This window comes from Brachybacterium sp. sponge (assembly GCF_001613775.1).
Lineage (GTDB): Bacteria > Actinomycetota > Actinomycetes > Actinomycetales > Dermabacteraceae > Brachybacterium > Brachybacterium conglomeratum.
The window spans coordinates 527,118-546,089 of sequence record NZ_LRMP01000004.1 but is presented as its reverse complement, the minus strand read 5'-3'; the positions used below and the strand labels follow the sequence as shown (position 1 = coordinate 546,089).

Sequence of the window (18,972 nt, the reverse complement as noted above, 5' to 3'; positions counted from 1 at the left end):
GATCGCGCCGATGGTACTGCACTCGGGAGGGTGTGGGAGAGTAGGTCGCCGCCGGACATCTTCACTGGGAGTGGAGGAGTGCTTGAACCCCTGCGGGGTGTTCGCCTCCTCCACTCCCTTTTTTCGTGCCCGGAAACAGGGAGAGGGCCCGTGAGTGAGGAGGTCCCTCGGTCACGGGCCCTTCTGCTGGAATCGGGGCGCTTCGCTCAGGCGCGTGCCGGCGCGTCCTTCTCCTCCTGCTGCCAGCGGGACCAGCCGGCGTAGCTGCCGTCGACCTCGATCACCTCATGACCGACCCGTCGCAGAGCGTTCGCGGCTACGGAGGCGCGCAGCCCCGACTGGCAGAAGGCGATCACGGCGCCCTCGGTGGGCGCGGCGAGCTGGTCGCGGTGGAACAGCGCCCTTCCGGCCGAGAGCTGCTGAGCACCAGGGATGGACCCTGCGGAATGCTCGGACTTGTTCCTCACGTCGAGCAGCACGGCGTCAGGGCGGCTCGTACGCAGCTGCTCGAGGTCGGCGGGGGAGACGCGCTGAGGGACACTCTGCTCGAGCCCCTCGAGCGAGGTCACGTAGCCGGCGAGGGCGTCGATGCCCACCCGCACGAGATGGTCCTGGATCCTCGCGGCGGTCTCCGCATCCGGGGCGCGCACGATGATCTCGGCGTCGTCGGACTCCGGATCGAAGGCCCATCCGATATGGGAGGCGGCCTTGCCCGGGGCAGGGATGCTCAGCGCGCCGGGCACCATGCCCTCATGCACCGCGGCGACCGGCCTCGTGTCCACGAGGGCGATCGCACCGGACGCCATCCCCGAGGAGATCTCCGAGGCATCGACGCGGCGGGGGAGAGTCCTCTCGCCCAGCAGAGCCGGCCCGAGGACGTTCTGACGCTTCATCCGGCCGAAGTAGGCGTGGGCGTCGGGCTGACCGTCCAGGAGCTCGTCGACGAAGCCCTGCTCGTCGTCGGCCGCGAGGTGCGGAGCCCACCAGGCGAAGCTCCGCTCGTATCCGACCGTCGTGGAGGGCACGGCCCCGAGGGCCTTCCCACAGGCCGAGCCGGCGCCGTGGCCCGGGAGCACCTGCACGTGGTCGGGGAGGGAGAGGAACACGTCGCGCAGCGAGGCGAAGAGCTGACGCGCCCCCTCGAAGCGCGTGTCCTGCATCCCGGCCGCCTCCTCCAGCAGATCCGGGCGCCCCAGATCGCCGGCGAAGACGAAGTCCCCGCTGAGGAGATACCCGGGGCTCGGCGCGAAGGCGGTGTCGGTGATGAGGAACAAGAGATGCTCCGGTGTGTGCCCCGGCGCGTGGCGGGCGGTGATCGTGACCGCGCCGAGCTCGATCGTGTCGCCGTCCTGGAGGCGCTCGGCCGGGTAGTCGTACTGCCAGTCCTCGCCGCCCTCCCCGGAGGCATAGGCGGTCGCTCCCGTGGCCGCGGCGAGCTCGCGCGTCCCGGAGAGGGAGTCCGCATGGACATGGGTCTCGGTCACGGCGACGATCCGCAGACCGTGATGCCGGGCGAGGTCGAGATAGTCAGCGAAGTCGCGCCGCAGATCGACCACGAGCGCCTTCCCGCTGTCCTGGCAGGCGACGAGATAGCTCGCCTGGGAGAGGTCCTCGTCGTAGAGGCGTTCGAGAAGCGGGTCTTCCTGGTGGCTGCGAGGCACGGTGACCGGACGGGACCGTCCATGTGGCGGAGGACTCACCCGCCATCGAGGGTACGCCCCGTTCCTGAGGGACACGCGGCGGTGCGCCGGCGGTGCGGCGCCGAGGGTCGCGGTGCCGAGCATCTTCGGTTCCCGGAGTCTGGGAGCCCCGTGAAAGCAGTCACGGATGACGGTGTTACTCGAGGGTCAAGGGCGTGCTCTGGCTTAGAGTCGCCGGGAGACAAACGCATAGGGCGCACAGGGCGAGACGAAGAGGCGGGCGGTCCAGGTGGCTGAGCACAGCAACAACGGGAGCGACCGCGGCCGGGACGACTGGGGTCGTGACGGTCGGCGGCGGGACGAGCGAGGCTCGACGCCTCGATCCGGCGCGTCCGCCGGCGGCCGTGCCGGGGGCCCTCGAGGCCGCTACGACTCCGCCCCCTCCCGCGACGGAGCAGGACGCCGTGACGGCGGTCCCCGCCGGGACGGCGACCGCCCCTACCGTCCCCGTCAGAACGACCGCCCGCCTCGGAACGATCGCCCCCGCACCGATGGCGCGGAGCGCCGCGAGAGCCGCCCCTACCGCGAGGACCGCGGCCGGTGGCAGGACCGCCCGCACCGGGAGGACCGGCCGCGCCGGGAGGGCGAGCGCCGCGACGACACCCGAGGACGCGACGACCGTGCTCGCCGCGACGACCGCCCCTGGCGCGAGAACCGCCCCCAGGGCGGGGAGCGCGGAGACCGCTACGCGGGGCCGCGCCGCGAGGACCGTGCTCGCCGCGACGACCGCCCGCGTCGTGACGATCGCCCTTGGCGCGAGGACCGCGACCGTCGGGGCAGCGGCGAGGAGCGACGCGGAGGCCCCGCTCAGCGCCGCGACGACCGCCCCCACCGTGATGATCGACCCCGCCGGGACGACCGGCCCCGCCGGGACGATCGCCCGCGCCGCGATGACCGAGACCGTCGTGGCGCTCCGGACCGCCGCGGCGGCCAGGACCGCTTCGACGACCGCCGGGGCGGCTCGCGCGACCGGGGCCGAGACGGAGACCGCCGCGAGGACCGTCGCAGCGGCCGTCCGGGTGAGGAGCAGCGCGCCGATCGGCCGATCGAGCCGCGCGTGCCCGAGGGCATCACCGGCCGCGAGCTCGACAAGGAGACCCACGAGGAGCTGCGCGGCCTGAGCAAGGAGACCGCGGAGCGCGTCGGACGCCACCTCGTCTCCGCCCACCTCCTCGAGGACACCGACCCCGAGACCGCCCTCGCCCACGCGCGCTTCGCCGCCCGCCTGGGCGGACGCGTCGGCATCGTGCGCGAGGTCTACGGGATCTTCGCCTATCACGCCGGCGACTACCGCACCGCCTCCCGCGAGCTGCGCACCGCGATGCGCATCACCGGGCGCACCGACGTGCTGCCGATGATCGCCGACTGCGAGCGCGGCCTCGGCCGCCCCGAGCGCGCCCTGGACATCGCCGCCTCGGAGGAGGCCGCCGCCCTCGGGGTCGAGTCCGCGATCGAGCTGATGATGGTCGTCGCGGGCGCCTACGCCGACACCGGCGACGTCCAGACCGCCCTGCGCACCCTCGAGATCCCGGCCCTGCGGCACAAGATCGACGGTCGCTGGCAGGTGCGGCTCTGGGTCGCCTACGCCGACCTCCTCGAGCGCGCGGACCGCGAGGACGAGGCGCGGCGCTGGATGACGCTCGCCGCCGACGCGGACACCGAGGGCCTCACCGATGCCGCCGAGCGTCTCGGCCGCCCGGCCCCCGCGCCCGCCGAGGCGCCCATCATGGAGGGCGACGAGCAGATCAGCGTGCTCGACGCCTTCGACCCGTACGCGAAGGACGACCAGGACGGCGCCGACGACGCAGAGGACGGCGACGACCCGGCGGATGCCGGCGCGGACGCCGACGCTGATGAGGCCGACGACGTCGATGGAGCGGAGGACGCGGCGGAGGCCGCCGACGACACCGAGGACGACACCGAGGGTGACGACGCGGACGACACCGAGGACGACGACGCGGAGGCCGGCGACGCGACTGCGACGGCGGAGAGTGCCGACGCGGCCGACGCCCCGGCCGCCCCGGAGACCGGGACCCGGGAGGAGCCCGCGTGATCCGCCGGCCCGACCCCTCGCTCCTCGACCTCCACGACGCGCTGCTGTTCGACCTCGACGGCACCGTCATGCACGGCGCCCGGCCGATCCCGCACGCCGTCGAGGCGGTCGAGACCGCCCGCGCCGCCGGCCGCCCCGTCGTCTTCGCGACCAACAACGCCTCCCGCACCCCGCAGCAGGCCGCCGACCACCTCGCCGTGATCGGCCTCGAGGCGAGCCCCGAGGAGTTCGTGACCTCCCCGCAGGTCGCCTCGCGACTGCTCGCCGAGGACCTCGCCCCCGGCGCCAAAGTGCTCGTCGTCGGCGGACCGAGCCTCGCCGACCAGCTCCGCGCCGACGGGCTCGAGCCCGTCGAGACGGACGCCGAGGACGTCGTCGCCGTGGTCCAGGGCTGGTCCCCGGACCTCGGCTGGGCGCGTCTGGCCGAGGGTGCCTACGCGATCCGCCGCGGCGCCCGCTGGATGGCCACCAACGTCGATGCGACCCTGCCCACCGAGCGTGGCCTCGCCCCCGGCAACGGCTCCCTCGTCGCCTCCCTGCGCCACGCCACCGGCGCCGAGCCGGAGGTCGCCGGCAAGCCCGAGCCGGGCATGTTCACCGTCGCCGCGACCCGCATCGGCGCCCGCCGCCCGCTGGTGGTCGGCGACCGGCTGGACACCGACATCGAGGGCGCCGTCCGTGCCGGGATGGACTCCCTGCTCGTCCTCACCGGCGTCGACACCGTCGAGACCGCCCTGCACGCCGAGCCGGTGCGTCGCCCCACCTTCATCACCCCGGACCTCGCCGGGATCTCCGCGCCCTTCCCGCTGCCCGTCGTCGACGGGGACAGCGCTCGCTGCGGCGCCGTCTCGGTGCGCCGCGAGGGCGAGGACATCGCCGTCGTCCACGGCGAGGCCGACGACCCGCGCGTGCTGCGGTCCGTGCTCGCACTGCTGCGCGCGACCCACCCCGAGCACGCCTGGCAGGGACGCCTGCTGAGCAGCGACGGGGCCACCGCCCTGCCCGCCGCGGCCGCCGCCCGGTGAGCGGGGACCGGCTCGACGTCGCGCTGCTCGCCGCCGGCCTCGCACGGTCCCGCACCCACGCCCGTCGCATCGTCGAGGAGGGCCGTGCGCGGATCGACGGGCGCCGGGCCGACAAGCCCTCCGCCCCCGTCCCCGACGGGGCGCGACTGACCGTGGTCGACGTGCCCGACGGCATCGAGTACGCCTCCCGCGCCGCGCACAAGCTCGCCGGCGCCCTCGACCTGCTCGAGCTCGACCCCCGGGGTCTGCTCTGCCTCGACGCGGGCGCCTCGACCGGCGGGTTCACCGACGTGCTGCTGCGGCGCGGCGCCGACCGCGTGATCGCCGTCGACATCGGCCACGACCAGCTCGCCGACCATGTGCGCGAGGACGCCCGCGTCGAGGTGCGCGACGGCACCAGCGTGCGCGACCTCACCCCGCGGATGCTCGGCGCCCGCGTCGACCTCGTCGTCGCGGATCTCTCCTTCATCTCCCTGCGCACCGTCCTGCCCGCCCTCGCGGGCGTGACCGCGCCGCACGGGGAGCTGCTGCTCATGGTCAAGCCCCAGTTCGAGGTCGGGAAGCAGGCGCTGCCCCGTACCGGCGTGGTCACCGACCCCGCCGCCCGGATCCGCGCCGTGGAGGGCGTGGTCGAGACCGCCGCCGAGCAGGGGATCGAGCTCGCGGCCATCGGCCCCAGCGCCCTGCCCGGCCAGGACGGCAACCGCGAGTACTTCGTGCACCTGCGGTCCGCCCGCCCGCTCCGCCCGCAGGGCGCGGGGTCCACCGCGCCGGACTCCTCCTGCACGCCGGATGCGCAGGCCTATGACATGATCGGGTCTGCCGTGGGTGGGGCACTCCCGCGGCGCCGCCGCGACCAGAACGCCCCCGAGGAGGACTGACCCATGCGACGGTTCCTCCTGTACGTGCACACCGGACGCCGGGCGGCGCTGCGCGCCATGCTCACGGTCCTCGAGGAGCTGCGCCGCCGGGGCGTGCGCGCGGTGGTCGTCGACGAGCAGGTCGACGAGATCCTCTCCCTGCCCGAGGACGAGGCGCCGCCGCGCCTGCTGACCTTTCTCACCAACGGCGGCGTGGACGTGCTCGACGCCGTCTCGGCCGCGGACGCCGTCGAGCTCGGCATCGTCCTCGGCGGCGACGGCACCATCCTGCGCGCCCTCGAGGCCGTGCGCGAGGCCGACATCCCCGTCCACGGCGTGAACCTCGGCCATGTCGGCTTCCTCGCCGAGAGCGAGGTCGAGGACCTCTCCATCACCGTCGCCCGGCTCCTGGACGGCGACTACGAGATCGAGAAGCGCTCCACCCTGGACATCGCCGTCCTCGACGAGGACGACGAGCAGATCGGGCACCACTGGGCGCTGAACGAGGCGTCCCTGGAGAAGGCCGACCGGCAGAAGATGATCAACGTCGCGATCGAGATCGACGGCCGGCCCGTCTCGAGCTTCGGCGCCGACGGGGTGCTGCTGTCCACCCCGACCGGCTCGACCGCCTACGCGTTCAGCGCCGGCGGTCCCGTCATCTGGCCCGAGGTCGACGCGATGATGCTCATCCCGCTCGCCGCCCACGCCCTCTTCGCCCGGCCGCTGGTGCTGGGGCGCTCCTCCGAGATCGCCGTCGAGATGACCATGGACAACCGCGAGGACGCGATCCTCACCCTCGACGGGCGCCGCGGGGAGGACATCGTGGCGGGGATGCGGATCGAGGCGCGGCTCTCCGAGCACTCGGTGCGCCTGGTCCGCCTCGCCCCGACCCCGTTCGCCGATCGACTGGTCGAGAAGTTCCAGCTGCCCGTCGTGGGCTGGCGGGGCCGCGGCCCGCGCACCCGCTGAAGGGCGCCGCCGTGCTGTCCACCCTGCGCATCCGCCACATCGGCGTGATCGACGACGCCCTGCTCGAGTTCGGGCCGGGATTCACCGCCCTGACCGGCGAGACCGGAGCCGGCAAGACCATGATCGTCACCGGCCTGACCATGCTGCTGGGCGGTCGCCTGGACCGAGGCCGCACCCGCGGCTCCAGCACCGTCGACGGCACTCTCGCGCTCGCCGGGCACGGGGAGCTCGCGGACGCGATGGACGAGCTCGGCGCCGAGGAGGAGGACGGCGAGGTGCTCGTGGTGCGCCGTCTGACCCGCGACGGCCGCTCCCGCGCCCAGATCGGCGGGGTCCCCGTCCCGATCGGGACCCTCGCCCGGCTGGTGGGCACCGCGGTCACCGTGCACGGCCAGTCCGACCAGCAGCGTCTGCGCGACCACGACGCACAGCGCGAGGCCCTGGACCGCTTCGGCGCCGCCGAGATCGAGCCGCTGCTCGAGCAGCACCGCACGATCTGGCGCGAGCGCACCGCCCTCACCGAGCGCCTCGCCGAGCTCGACGCCCTGCTCGCCGAGCGGGAGCGCCGCGGCACCGTCCTCACCGAGGCACTGGAGCGGCTCGAGCAGGCCGACCCCCAGGCGGGGGAGGACGACGCGCTGCGCGCCGAGATCGAACGGCTCGGCAACGCCGAGGAGCTCCGCGGCGCCGCCGGGCAGGCCGCGCTCGCCCTGGTCGGCGACGACGACGGCCCCGCCGCCGGATCCCTGCTCGACATCGCGGGGGAGGCCCTCGCCCGCGCCGCCCGCACCGACGGCACCCTCGTCCCCCTCACCGAGCGGCTCGACGCGCTGCGGATCGAGCTCTCCGACATCGCCGGGGAGCTCTCCAGCTACGCCGACGGGATCGACGCCTCGCCCGGACGCATCGAGGAGGCCAACGAGCGCCTCCACGAGCTGACCGTCCTGGTGCGCGACCTCGGCGCCCTGCTGCCGGGACGGGACGGCCCCGCCGAGGACGTCACCACCCTGCTCGAGACCTCCCGCACCGCGGCGCAGGAGCTCGACCGCTTCGAGGGCGCGGAGGAGGAGCGGGGCACCGTCGCGGCCCGCCTCGAGCAGCTCGAGACGGAGCTCGACGCGGCCGCCGAGGAGCTCACCGCGGCACGCACCGAGGCCGCCGGCGCCCTCTCCGGCGCGGTCCAGGAGGAGCTGCGCCACCTCGAGATGCCCGATGCGGAGATCCGTGTCGACGTCACGGGGCGCGCCCACCGCTCCCACGGCCGGGACGAGGTCGCGATCCTGCTCGCCCCCCATCCCGGCGCCGACCACCTGCCGGTCGCGCAGGCCGCCTCCGGCGGCGAGCTCTCCCGCGTCATGCTCGCCCTCGAGGTGGCGCTGGCCTCCTCCCGCAGCGACCGCACCGCCGCGCCCGTGTTCGTCTTCGACGAGATCGACGCGGGCATCGGCGGCCGCGCCGCCCTCGCCGTCGGCCAGCGCCTCGCCCGCCTGGCCCGCCACGCCCAGGTCATCGTCGTCACCCACCTCCCGCAGGTCGCCGCCCACGCCTCCACCCACCTGCAGATCGTGAAGACCTCGCAGGACGGTGCGACCAGCTCGACCGTGGAGACCCTGGACCGGCCGGGCCGGATCCGGGAGCTCGCCCGGATGCTCGCCGGGGACGACGCCTCCGACGTCGCCCTCGCCCACGCCGAGGAGCTGCTGGACGAGGCCGGACGGACGCAGCGATGAGCGCGGCCCGCACCGAGGGCGTGGCCCGGCTCGGCAAGCGCACCAAGGACCTCACCAAGCGCCTCCGCCCCGGCGAGATCGCGATCATCGACCACGAGGACATCGACCGGGTCGCCGCCGAGGCGCTCGTCGAGCGGGAGCCGGCCGCGGTCCTCAACGTCGCCGCCTCCACCTCCGGCCGCTACCCCAACGCGGGCCCGCGCATCCTCGTCGACGCCGGGATCGTGCTCGTCGACTCCCTCGGGGACGAGGTCTTCGAGGGGATCCGCGACGGGGAGCGGATCACCGTCGAGGACGGGCGGGTGCTGCTCGAGGGGGAACCGATCGCCGAGGGCGCCCGGCAGGACGACGCGAGCGTCACCGCCTCCCAGGAGGCGTCCCGTGAGGGGCTCTCCGAGCAGCTCGAGCTGTTCGCCGAGAACACGATGGAGTACATGCTCCGCGAGCGGGACCTGCTGCTGGACGGGATCGGCGCCCCCGAGGTCGCCACCCGCATGGACGGCCGGCCGGTGCTGATCGTGGTGCGCGGCTACCACTACAAGGAGGACCTGGCCACCCTCAAGCCCTTCCTGCGCGAGAACCGCCCCGTGATCATCGGGGTCGACGGCGGCGCGGACGCGGTGCTCGAGGCCGGGTTCCGCCCCGACATGATCATCGGCGACATGGACTCCGTCTCCGACCGGGCCCTGCGCTCCGGCTCCGAGCTCGTCGTCCACGCGTATCGCGACGGCCGCGCCCCCGGGATGAAGCGCCTGGCGGAGCTGGGGCTGGCCGAGGGCGCGGTCTCCTTCCCCGCCTCGGGCACCAGCGAGGACATCGCCATGCTGCTGGCCGACGAGAAGGGCGCCTCGGTCATCGTCGCCGTCGGCACCCACGGCACCCTCGAGGAGTTCCTCGACAAGGGCCGTGCCGGCATGAGCTCGACCTTCCTCACACGTCTGCGCATCGGCTCCAAGCTCGTCGACGCGAAGGGCGTCTCCCGCCTGTACCGTCAGAGGATCTCCACCTTCCAGCTCGTGCTGCTGGCGCTGGCGGGTCTGGCCGCGCTCGCCGTGGCGCTCTGGGCCACTCCGGGCGGTCAGGCGCTCGTGCAGATCCTCTTCGCCCGCCTCGACGGGCTCCTGTCCTGGTTCACCACGCTGTTCACACCCCGGGCCACCGGGTCGTAGGAGGGTCCCGACCCCGTGATCGACTTCCGTTACCACCTCGTCTCGCTGATCTCCGTGTTCCTCGCGCTCGCCGTCGGCATCGTCCTCGGCGCCGGGCCGCTGCGCGAGAACCTGGGCGACCAGCTCGCCGGCCAGGTCGAGCAGCTGCGCACCGAGCAGGAGCAGCTGCGCACCGAGGCGGAGCAGCTCGCCGGCGAGAACGACCAGCTCTCCTCGTTCATCACCGAGGTCGGGCCGGAGCTCGTGGACGGCACCCTCGAGGGGCAGCGGATCGCGGTCCTCACCGACGACGACTCCACCCGCGCCTCCACCGAGCGGATCACCTCGCTGCTGGACGCGGCCGGCGTCGAGCAGACCGTGCATGTCGAGCTGCAGAGCGCGCTGTGGGAGCCGGGACGCGAGCAGGCGCGGACCGACGCGGTCGCTGCGGCGCAGCAGATCGCGCCCGCGGCGCTCACGGCCGTCGGGGGCGAGGAGCTCACCGACTCCGAGCGCCTCTCCGCGCTGATCCCCGAGCTGCTGGCCGGCGGCGAGGACTCGCCCCTGGACGAGGAGCTGCGCGGGCAGCTGTGGCAGGTGCTCATCGATCACGGGATGGTGGCCGTGGACGGCGGGGCGCCGGGCACGGTCGACGGGGTCGTGCACGCGAGCGCCGCCCCCGAGGAGCTCGCCGTCGACACCGACGACGACCAGGCCGCTGCCGAGCGCGCCCAGGGCCTGCTCGCCTCCCGCACCAGCATGCTCACCGCCCTCGCCGGGACCGGCCTGCCCGCGGTGGTCTCCGCCGTGACGCCCGCCAACGACGCCTCCACCGGCATCCTGCGCACCGTGCGCGGGGAGGCGACCTACGACGCGCTGTCGACCACGGACCGGCTGCAGGAGCCCGACGGCCCGGTCCTGTCCGTGCTCGCCCTGGTCGAGCAGACCCGCGGCGGCTCCGGCGCATACGGCACCACGGCCGATGCCGCCGACCGCCTCCCCGCCCTGCCCGAGACCGCCGAGGTGGGCACCGAGGGCGAGGGCGCCGGCTCCGAGGGCGAGGGCGCCGGCTCCGGGGGCGAGGGCTCCGAGGGCGGGGCCGCGCCGTCCGACGGCGGGGGAGCGGAGTGATCGCCGCGCTGCGCGCCGAGCTCGCCCGCACCAACTTCGCCGGACGCGAGGTGAGCCTCGCCGAGGGCGCGCTCGTGGTCGCCGGCACCTGCGCCCTCGCACGCCGCACGGGACGCCCCCTTGACCTCCTCGCGCTCGCCGGGATCGGCGGGCTCGGGCTGCTCGACGACCTGCTCGAGCCGCACCAGCGACGCGCAGGCCGCCCGGTCTCCAAGGGACTGCGCGGGCACCTCGCCTCGCTCCGCTCCGGCCGGTTGACGACAGGGGCCGCGAAGGCGCTCGGCATCCCCGCCCTCGCGCTGCTCGCCGCGGCGGGCGGCCCGGCCCCGCGCGGCGGCGCGATGGTCCCCGTGGACGCCGCGCTCATGGCGGGCTGCGCGAACCTCGCCAACCTGCTCGATCTCCGCCCCGGCCGTGCGCTCAAGGCCGTGCTGCCGCCCGCGGCCCTGCTCGCGCTCACGGCAGGGGAGGACGAGCGCGCCCGCACCGGTGCGCGGCTCGCCGTCGCGGCCCTGCTCCCCGGGGCGCTCGCGCTGCCGACGGACCTGCGCGAGCACGGCATGCTCGGCGACGCGGGCGCGAACGTGCTCGGCGCCGCCGTCGGCGCCGCCGCGACCCGCACCCTCCCTGCCCCTGCCCGGCTCGCGCTGCTCGGCGGAGTCGTCGCGCTGACCCTGGCCAGCGAGAAGGTGAGCTTCAGCGCGGTCATCGACCGCACCCCGGCGCTGCGAGCGCTGGACCGTGCGGGACGGCTGCCCGTGCCCGCACCCGCCGAGGACGGCTCCGCCGGCCCGGGGACGACCGACGGGCCCGCCGCGCCGACGGAGCCGCCGAGCGCGCCCAGCGACCCGGGCGACGCGGAGGAGGCACGATGAACGGGACCGACACCGCGCCGGAGGCACGGCCCGCGGCGCCGCCTCGCAGCGGCCGCATCGCCCGTTCCGTGCTGCGCGGCGCGGGGATCATCCTGATCGTCACCGTGTTCGCGCGGATCGCGGGCTTCGTGCGCTATCTCGTGTTCGGCGCGAGCGTGGGCGCCGGCGACGTGGGCACCGCCTACACCACCGCCAACATGCTCCCCAACGTGCTCTTCGAGATCGTCGCGGGCGGGGCGCTCGCCGCGGCCGTCGTGCCTCTCATCGCGGGCCTCGTGCCCGAGCGGGACCCCGAGGGAACGAAGGGGACGGCCGACGTGCCCGTGCCCGCGCCCGCCGCCGCGACGACCGCGGTCCCGGGGCCGTCCACGGAGACGCCGGAGCCCACGCCCCCGGACTCGGACCCCTCGGCGCCGGCGGAGAGCACCTCCTCGCCCGCCTCGTCGACACGCCCGGTCCCGGGCGGTGCGGCGCTCGCCGACCGGATCGTCTCGGCGCTGCTGACCTGGACGGTGATCGGCACCCTGCTCCTCGCCGCGCTCGTGATCGCCCTCGCCGAGCCGCTCTCGCAGCTGCTGCTCGCCTCCGACCAGACCGGGGCGGCCGGCGTCGGGCTCGGCGCGACGCTGCTGCGGATTTTCGCGGTGCAGCTGCCGTTCTACGGGATCTCCGTGGTGCTGGCCGCCTACCTCCAGGCCCGGCGGCGCTTCCTGTGGCCGGCGATGATGCCGCTGCTGTCCTCGCTGGTGGTGATGGCGTCCTATCGCGTCTACGCCCTGCTCGTGCCGTCGGTCGCGACGGTCTCCACCATCGACGGCGCCGCCGTGCAGTGGCTCGGCTGGGGGACCACCGCCGGGGTCGTCGTGATGGCGCTGCCCGTCGTGATCGCCTCCGCCCGGGCGGGGCTGCGCGTCCGCCCCGCGCTGACCATGCCCGCCGGGCACGCACGGCGCGCCCTCGCCCTCGGCGGCGCGGGGCTCGGAGCGGTCGGCGCCCAGCAGATCGTGCTCGCCCTGGTGATGCTGCTGGCCATGCGCGCGGGCGGCGTCGGCACCCTGCCCGTCTTCCAGTACGCCCAGGCGCTCTACCTGCTGCCCTACGCGGTGCTGGTGGTGCCGCTGGTGACCTCCGTCTTCCCGCACCTGTCCGAGCTGCGCCTGGTCGGGGACGTCACCGGCTTCGCCCACGTCGCCGCCGTCTCGGTGCGCACCGTCATCGGCGTGTCCGTGGTCGGGGCGGTGATGCTCATCGCGGCCGGCCCGGCGCTCGGCCAGTTCTTCCGCCACATCGACCGGGCCGAGGCGACCGGGGTGGGCTCCGCGACCGCGGGCCTCGCGCTCGGGCTGGTCGGCTTCGCCGTGGCGACACAGTGCACCCGCATCCTCTCCGCGGCGCTGCGCGCCCGGGACGCGCTGATGGTCGGCGCGGTCGGCTGGGGCATCGCCCTCGTCGCCCTGCTCGTGCTGGTGCTGCCCAGCCCCGCCCGCTCCGCCGCGGAGGCGGCCACCGCCTTCGCCCTCGCGATCGCGGCCGGCATGGCGGTGGGCGGCCTGGTCGGGCTCTCCCGCATCTGGGACATGCTCGAGCACGGCGGCCACGAGCGCCAGGTGCGCCGCACCGCCCTCGCGGTCCCCGTCGCCGTGCTCGTCGGGGCGGTGCCGGGGCTTCTGCTGGGCCGTCTGCTGATCACGGTCGACACCGGCGAGGTGCTCACCGTGCTCTACGGCATCCTGTGCGGGCTGGTCGCGGCCGTGCTCTCCGCCGCGGTGCTCGGCGCGGTGGACCGGGAGCTCGCCGTCGGCGTGCTGCGACGCCTGCGGAGGGTGGGCTGATGCGCGTCCTGCTCGTGCGCCCCACCGCCAGCGGGGGACTGGCCGCGCACGTCGACCAGGAGCTCGCGCTGCTCGAAAGCGCAGGACGACGCGTCGCCGAGGCGCCGGTGCGGATCCGCGAGCGCCCCAGCCCCCGGCGCGACGCCGCGACCGTGACGGCGCTGCGCCGGATCGTGCGCGGCGCCGGGGAGCCCGTCGCCGTCCACGCCCACGGGCTGCGCGCCGGGGCCCTGGCCGCCCTGGCCGTGCCCCGCCGGGGCGGGCACCGGCTCGTAGTCACCCTGCACAACCGCACCGTCGGCGGGGGCCCCGTCCGCGCGATCGGCGCCGCGCTGCTGCGGCTCCTCGCCCGCCGGGCCGACACCGTGCTCGCCGTCTCCCCGGACCTCGCCGAGGACGCCCGCCGTGCCGGCGCGCGCGACGTGCGACACGCCGTGATCCCCGCCCCGCGGCGCCCGGAGGAGGCGGGGGAGCAGCGCTCCGCGAGCGCCGGGACCGGTGCCCGGGAGGCGGCCGGGCCGGGAACGCCCGTGGCCCTCGTCGCCCTCGTCATCGCCCGGCTCGCCCCGCAGAAGGGGCTGCACGACTTGCTCGACGCGGCGGCCCTGCTGCGCGGCGAGGAGGTGCGGATCCTCGTCGCCGGCGACGGTCCGCTGGAGCGCGAGCTCGCCGCCCGCATCAGCGCGGAGGAGCTGCCCGTCGACCTGCTCGGTCGCCGCGAGGACGTCCCCGACCTGCTGCGGCGCGCCGATCTGGTGCTCTCCGCCGCCCGCTGGGAGGGACAGCCCGTCGCCCTCCAGGAGGCGCTCCTGGCCGGCCGTGCGATCGTCGCCACCGACGCCGGCGGCACGCGCTGGGTCACCGGAACGGCCGCGCACCTGGTCCCCGTCGGTGACGCGGAGGCGCTCGCCGCGGCGGTCACGACGCTCCGCGCCCCGCTCGCACGGCGCCGCGCCGAGACCGCCTCCCGGCGGCGGGCCCGCGAGCTCCCGCGTGCCGAGGATCTCCTGGCCCAGCTCGAGGAGATCCTCGCCCCCGCACCCCGGTGATGGTAGGTTGGCCGTCCGTGGCAGACACGAGCGCGAGCGCACCCCAGACCGGCACCGGCCCCATCCCCCGGATCGGGGCGGCCGCATCGGCCAAGCCCTTCCGCAACGAGGGCACCACCAAGCACATCTTCGTCACCGGCGGTGTCGTCTCCAGCCTCGGCAAGGGACTGACCGCCTCCTCCCTCGGGATGCTCCTGCGCAGCCGCGGGCTGCGCGTGACGATGCAGAAGCTCGACCCGTACCTCAACGTGGACCCGGGCACGATGAACCCCTTCCAGCACGGCGAGGTGTTCGTCACCGAGGACGGCGCCGAGACCGACCTCGACATCGGCCATTACGAGCGGTTCCTCGACGAGAACCTCTCCGCGAACGCGAACGTGACCACCGGCCAGGTCTACTCCACCGTGATCGCCAAGGAGCGCCGCGGCGAGTACCTCGGCGACACCGTGCAGGTCATCCCGCACATCACCAACCAGATCAAGGAGTCGATGCGCTCCCAGGCCGGTGACGACGTGGACGTGATCATCACCGAGGTCGGCGGCACCGTCGGCGACATCGAGTCCCAGCCCTTCCTCGAGGCCGCGCGCCAGGTCCGGCAGGACATCGGCCGCGAGAACGTGTTCTTCGTGCACGTCTCCCTGGTGCCCTTCATCGGCCCGTCCCAGGAGCTGAAGACCAAGCCCACCCAGCACTCCGTCGCCGCACTGCGCAGCATCGGCATCCAGCCCGACGCGATCGTGCTGCGCGCCGACCGGGCGCTGCCCGCCTCGGTGAAGTCGAAGATCTCCTCGATGTGCGACGTGGACATCGACGCGGTCGTCACCTGCGCCGACGCCCCCTCCATCTACGAGATCCCGCTGGTGCTGCACGGCGAGGGCCTGGACGCCTACGCGATCCGGCGCCTGGACCTGCTCAGCCACGACGTGGACTGGAGCCAGTGGGAGGAGCTGCTGCGCCGCGTCCAGCATCCCGCCTACGAGGTGACCGTCGCCCTGGTCGGCAAGTACGTCGACCTGCCCGACGCGTACCTCTCGGTCACCGAGGCGCTGCGCGCAGGCGGCTTCCACCACAGCGCGAAGGTCACGATCCGCTGGGTCGAGTCGGACCTGTGCGCGAGCGAGGACGGGGCCCGCGAGCAGCTCGCCGACGTCGACGCGATCGTCGTCCCCGGCGGCTTCGGCGTGCGCGGCGTGGACGGGAAGGTCGGCGCGCTGCGCCACGCCCGCACCCACGGCCTGCCCGCGCTGGGCCTCTGCCTGGGCATGCAGTCGATGGTGATCGAGTACGCCCGCACCGAGCTGGGCCTGTCGGAGGCGCACTCCACCGAGTTCGACCCCGACACCGCCCATCCCGTCATCGCGACCATGGCCGAGCAGGAGGACATCGTCTCCGGCGCCGGGGACCTGGGCGGCACCATGCGGCTCGGCTCCTACGACCACACCCTCGCCGAGGGCTCCCTCGCCGCCGAGGTGTACGGCACCACCGAGGTCGCCGAGCGGCACCGCCACCGCTACGAGGTCAACAACGCCTATCGCGACCGGCTCGAGGAGGCGGGGCTGCGCATCTCCGGCGTCTCCGAGCTGACCGAGGACCACTCCCTGGTCGAGTTCGTGGAGCTGCCCGCCGAGGTGCACCCGTTCTACATCGGCACCCAGGCCCATCCCGAGCTGAAGTCCCGCCCCACCCGCGCCCACCCGCTGTTCGCGGGCCTGATCGGCGCGGCGCTCGACCTCCAGAAGGCGACCCGCCTGCTCGAGGTGGAGCCCGACGGGACCGTGCCCGAGCTCGCCGAGCACGGCGACGACCAGGACCAGCAGGACTGAGACCCGAGCGGGGGCGCCGGGACCCCCTCCTGGCGGCCCGCGACGACCGAGGAGGGAGCGGCGATGACCGACGGCACGACCCAGCACCCGCAGCACGGCGGCGAGGACCCGCTGCGCGACGACGCGGACCTCCGCCCCGTCGCCGCGCACCGCACGGTGCACGAGGGGATGGTGTGGGACCTCGTGCGCGACACGATCGACTTCGCGCCGGGCGTGCGCTTCGACCGCGAGTACATCCGCCACACCGGCGCCGTCGCGGTCCTCGCCGTGGACGAGGCCGACCGGGTGCTCCTGATCCGCCAGTACCGCCATCCCGTCGGCCACCGGCTGTGGGAGATCCCCGCCGGGCTGCTCGACCTCGCCGACGAGCCGCCCCACGTCGCCGCCGCCCGCGAGCTCGCAGAGGAGGCCGGCTGCGAGCCGGTGCGGATGTCGACCCTGGTGGACCTCCGCCCGAGCCCGGGAGGCAGCGACGAGGTGATCCGGGTCTACCTCGCCGAGGGCGTGCGCGAGAGCGAGGGGGAGTTCGAGCGCGTCCACGAGGAGGCGGAGCTGATCAGCCGCTGGGTGCCGCTGGGCGTGGCCGTCGCCGCAGTGCTCGAGGGCAGGATCACCAACGGCACCACGGTCGCCGCGCTGCTCGCCCTGCAGGCGCTGCGCGGCGGCGGAGCACCCACGGCCGCGCTGCGACCCGCCGACGCACCGTTCATGGAACGACCCGGACGGGACTGAGCGGGCGCTTCCCGGGTTCAGACGGACTCGACGAGGGCCCGGTGGATCACCGGCGCGGACTGCTCCGCCTGCCAGGGACGGGCACCCAGGTCGCGCAGCGCCTGCTCGACCTCCGCCTCGGTGCCGGCCTGCTCGTGCTCCCACACCCACTGGCGCAGCAGCGCGGGCTGGAGGAGGTTCTCCGGCGGCATCTCGAGATCCTCGGCGCGCTCGTTCACCGCGGCGCGCACCACCTGGTACCGCTCGGCCACCTCGGGATGCTTCTTGGACCAGAGCTTGTGGGGCGGGGGATAGGAGCGCTCGGAGCGCTCCGGCAGATGCGAGGCGGGCAGCTCGATGCCCGAGCGGGCGACCTGCCACCAGCGGTCCTTGTGCCGCATCTTCGACGGCAGCGCCCGGTCGAAGGCCTCCCTCCCGCGCGGCGCCTCCTTCGCGGCGGCGACGAGGTCGCGGTCCTTGATCACCCGGTGCGGGGACAGGTCCGCCTCGCTCGCGAGCTCGTCGCGGCGGGTCCACATCTCCCGCGCCGCCGCGAGCTGCCGCACGGTGCGCAGGGAGCCCAGGCCGTGCAGCCCACGCCAGCTCGAGGAGCGGGTGGGACCGTGCTCGCGGGTGCGCTCGTGGGCGAACTCCTGAGCGGCCCAGTCCGCCTTGCCGGCCTCCTCGAGACGCCGCGCCAGCACGTCCCGCACCTGGACCAGCACCTCGACGTCGAGCGCCGCGTAGACCAGCCAGCTCTCGGGCAGGGGCCGCTTCGACCAGTCCGCGGCGGAGTGCTCCTTGGCCAGGCGCAGGGCGAGGGTGTCCTCCACCACCGCGCCGAGTCCGACCCGCTCCATGCCCAGCAGCCGCGCCGCGAGCTCGGTGTCGAACAGGCCGCCCGGGTGCAGGCCCAGCTCCGCCAGGCTCGGCAGATCCTGGCCGGCCGCATGCAGCACCCACTCCCGTTCGGCCAGAAGGGTGCGCAGCGTGCCCGGCATCGTGAACGCCAGCGGGTCGATCAGCGCGGTCCCGGCCGCCTCGGTGCGCAGCTGCACCAGATAGGCGCGGGAGCTGTAGCGGTAGCTGGAAGCGCGCTCTGCGTCCACCGCGACCGGCTCGGCGGGATCGGAGGCCGCCGCCTCGCACCAGGCCAGCAGCGGCTGGATCCGGTCGATCACGGGCACGAGGCCGTCGCGGGGCGCGGTGAGGTCGCGCAGCTCGGGTCCTGCGGCGGGAGTGGTGGCGGTGTCGTGGGGCATCTGGGTGCTGGCTGCGCTGTCCGTGGTCTCGAGGGGGCGGGGGCGGCGAGGGCCGCGCGTGCGGGTGCGGCGGCGGGAGCGGGACGCCGCAGGATCGGCGTGATCGGCGGGGGAGGCGTCGCTCGCGGCGTTCACCGCAGCTCCCCGTCGTCCTCCGCGGTGCGGGGCGCTCGCGCGTGATGGGTGGGGGCGATCGCCGAGATCTGCGGGGGCGCCGGGGGCAGGCCCCCGGCGGCGGCGAGCATCGCGGTCCAGGCCGCGAAGTGCGGGGCGAGGGCGAGGTCGCCGTCCTCGGAGGGCTCCGGCGTCCACGACACCCGCATCTCGACGTCGACCGTGGAGGGCCGTGAGGCGAGCGCGCCGTAGGACTGCGAGACGACGCGGGTCGCCGTGCAGCCGAGCTCCCGGGCGTCGGCGTCGTGCAGCTCGAGGGACTCGGTCACCCAGGACCAGGCGACGTCGCCGAGCATCGACTCGATCGCGAACTCGGGCTCGAGCTGCGCCTGGACCAGCGCGACCATCCTCGAGGTGCCGTCCCAGGACTCCTGGCCGGCCGGGTCGTGCAGGACCACCAGTCGACCGGAGGCGAGCTCGTCGTCATGGACCAGGATCTCCCCGGTGCAGGCCCACGTCGAGGGCGCCATCCGGGATGGGGCCGGGATGGTGCGCCATGTGAACTCCGGGCGATGGGGAGCGCTGGTCATGGCGTCGATGGCGGCGCGGAAGGTGTCGTCGCCGGTGCGGATTCGATGGACGGACACGCAGGGAGGCTATCCCCGGCGTGCTCGTCCGCCCGGCAGGCGC

15 protein-coding genes are annotated in these 18,972 nt (G+C 74.9%); 12 read left to right on the top strand and 3 right to left on the bottom strand.

The annotated features are described in order from the left end of the window. Window positions 1-206: 206 nt before the first annotated feature. Window positions 207-1,661 (bottom strand): rhodanese-like domain-containing protein, encoded by a 1,455-nt coding sequence (locus A4A78_RS16975; protein WP_062951255.1) that lies wholly within the window; start codon window positions 1,659-1,661, stop codon window positions 207-209. A 1,096-nt stretch (window positions 1,662-2,757) separates the two neighbouring features. Here A4A78_RS16975 and A4A78_RS16965 point away from each other — a divergent pair. From A4A78_RS16965 to A4A78_RS16910, 12 genes are all read left to right on the top strand, one after another. Continuing rightward, window positions 2,758-3,753, top strand: a complete 996-nt coding sequence (locus A4A78_RS16965; protein ID WP_062951252.1) for a hypothetical protein — start codon at window positions 2,758-2,760, stop codon at window positions 3,751-3,753. After that, entirely contained in the window at window positions 3,750-4,778 is a 1,029-nt protein-coding gene (locus A4A78_RS16960) for an HAD-IIA family hydrolase (protein ID WP_062951247.1), read from the top strand. Before A4A78_RS16965 ends, A4A78_RS16960 begins: the two co-directional genes overlap by 4 nt. Beyond that, a complete protein-coding gene (locus A4A78_RS16955) occupies window positions 4,775-5,659 on the top strand; it encodes a TlyA family RNA methyltransferase (RefSeq protein WP_062951246.1) in 885 nt (294 codons plus the stop codon). The genes A4A78_RS16960 and A4A78_RS16955 overlap by 4 nt, the downstream gene beginning before the upstream one ends. Window positions 5,660-5,662: 3 nt before the next feature. After that, window positions 5,663-6,607: an NAD kinase gene (locus A4A78_RS16950; protein WP_062951244.1), complete on the top strand. Its 945-nt coding sequence runs from the start codon at window positions 5,663-5,665 to the stop codon at window positions 6,605-6,607. 11 nt (window positions 6,608-6,618) lie between these two features. Then, on the top strand, window positions 6,619-8,337 hold the full coding sequence (gene recN, locus A4A78_RS16945; RefSeq protein ID WP_062951243.1) for a DNA repair protein RecN: 1,719 nt from the start codon (window positions 6,619-6,621) through the stop codon (window positions 8,335-8,337). Next, window positions 8,334-9,506: a putative cytokinetic ring protein SteA gene (gene steA / locus A4A78_RS16940; protein ID WP_062951241.1), complete on the top strand. Its 1,173-nt coding sequence runs from the start codon at window positions 8,334-8,336 to the stop codon at window positions 9,504-9,506. Before recN ends, steA begins: the two co-directional genes overlap by 4 nt. A 15-nt stretch (window positions 9,507-9,521) precedes the next feature. After that, a complete protein-coding gene (locus A4A78_RS16935) occupies window positions 9,522-10,616 on the top strand; it encodes a copper transporter (RefSeq protein WP_062951239.1) in 1,095 nt (364 codons plus the stop codon). After that, window positions 10,613-11,491, top strand: coding sequence for a hypothetical protein (locus A4A78_RS16930; RefSeq protein ID WP_062951237.1), 879 nt, complete (start codon window positions 10,613-10,615; stop codon window positions 11,489-11,491). The genes A4A78_RS16935 and A4A78_RS16930 overlap by 4 nt, the downstream gene beginning before the upstream one ends. Next, entirely contained in the window at window positions 11,488-13,323 is a 1,836-nt protein-coding gene (murJ, locus tag A4A78_RS16925; protein ID WP_062951235.1) for a murein biosynthesis integral membrane protein MurJ, read from the top strand. Before A4A78_RS16930 ends, murJ begins: the two co-directional genes overlap by 4 nt. Then, window positions 13,323-14,372: a glycosyltransferase gene (locus tag A4A78_RS16920; protein ID WP_062951233.1), complete on the top strand. Its 1,050-nt coding sequence runs from the start codon at window positions 13,323-13,325 to the stop codon at window positions 14,370-14,372. The genes murJ and A4A78_RS16920 overlap by 1 nt, the downstream gene beginning before the upstream one ends. Window positions 14,373-14,389: 17 nt before the next feature. Further along, entirely contained in the window at window positions 14,390-16,195 is a 1,806-nt protein-coding gene (locus A4A78_RS16915) for a CTP synthase (protein ID WP_062951231.1), read from the top strand. 63 nt (window positions 16,196-16,258) lie between these two features. Beyond that, window positions 16,259-16,927, top strand: a complete 669-nt coding sequence (locus tag A4A78_RS16910) for an NUDIX domain-containing protein (protein ID WP_062951229.1) — start codon at window positions 16,259-16,261, stop codon at window positions 16,925-16,927. A 17-nt stretch (window positions 16,928-16,944) separates the two neighbouring features. Here A4A78_RS16910 and A4A78_RS16905 read toward each other — a convergent pair whose 3' ends face one another. Further along, window positions 16,945-18,303, bottom strand: a complete 1,359-nt coding sequence (locus A4A78_RS16905; RefSeq protein WP_082835389.1) for an HRDC domain-containing protein — start codon at window positions 18,301-18,303, stop codon at window positions 16,945-16,947. Continuing rightward, a complete protein-coding gene (locus tag A4A78_RS16900) occupies window positions 18,300-18,929 on the bottom strand; it encodes a DUF3000 domain-containing protein (protein WP_010552383.1) in 630 nt (209 codons plus the stop codon). Before A4A78_RS16900 ends, A4A78_RS16905 begins: the two co-directional genes overlap by 4 nt. Between the last annotated feature and the right edge of the window lie 43 nt (window positions 18,930-18,972).

Bases quoted from the DNA above. Each gene is read 5' to 3' on its own strand.
- A4A78_RS16950 (WP_062951244.1), top strand. From the start codon at position 5,663: ATGCGACGGTTCCTCCTGTACGTGCACACCGGACGCCGGGCGGCGCTG.
- steA (WP_062951241.1), top strand. From the start codon at position 8,334: ATGAGCGCGGCCCGCACCGAGGGCGTGGCCCGGCTCGGCAAGCGCACC.
- murJ (WP_062951235.1), top strand. From the start codon at position 11,488: ATGAACGGGACCGACACCGCGCCGGAGGCACGGCCCGCGGCGCCGCCT.
- A4A78_RS16920 (WP_062951233.1), top strand. From the start codon at position 13,323: ATGCGCGTCCTGCTCGTGCGCCCCACCGCCAGCGGGGGACTGGCCGCG.
- A4A78_RS16910 (WP_062951229.1), top strand. From the start codon at position 16,259: ATGACCGACGGCACGACCCAGCACCCGCAGCACGGCGGCGAGGACCCG.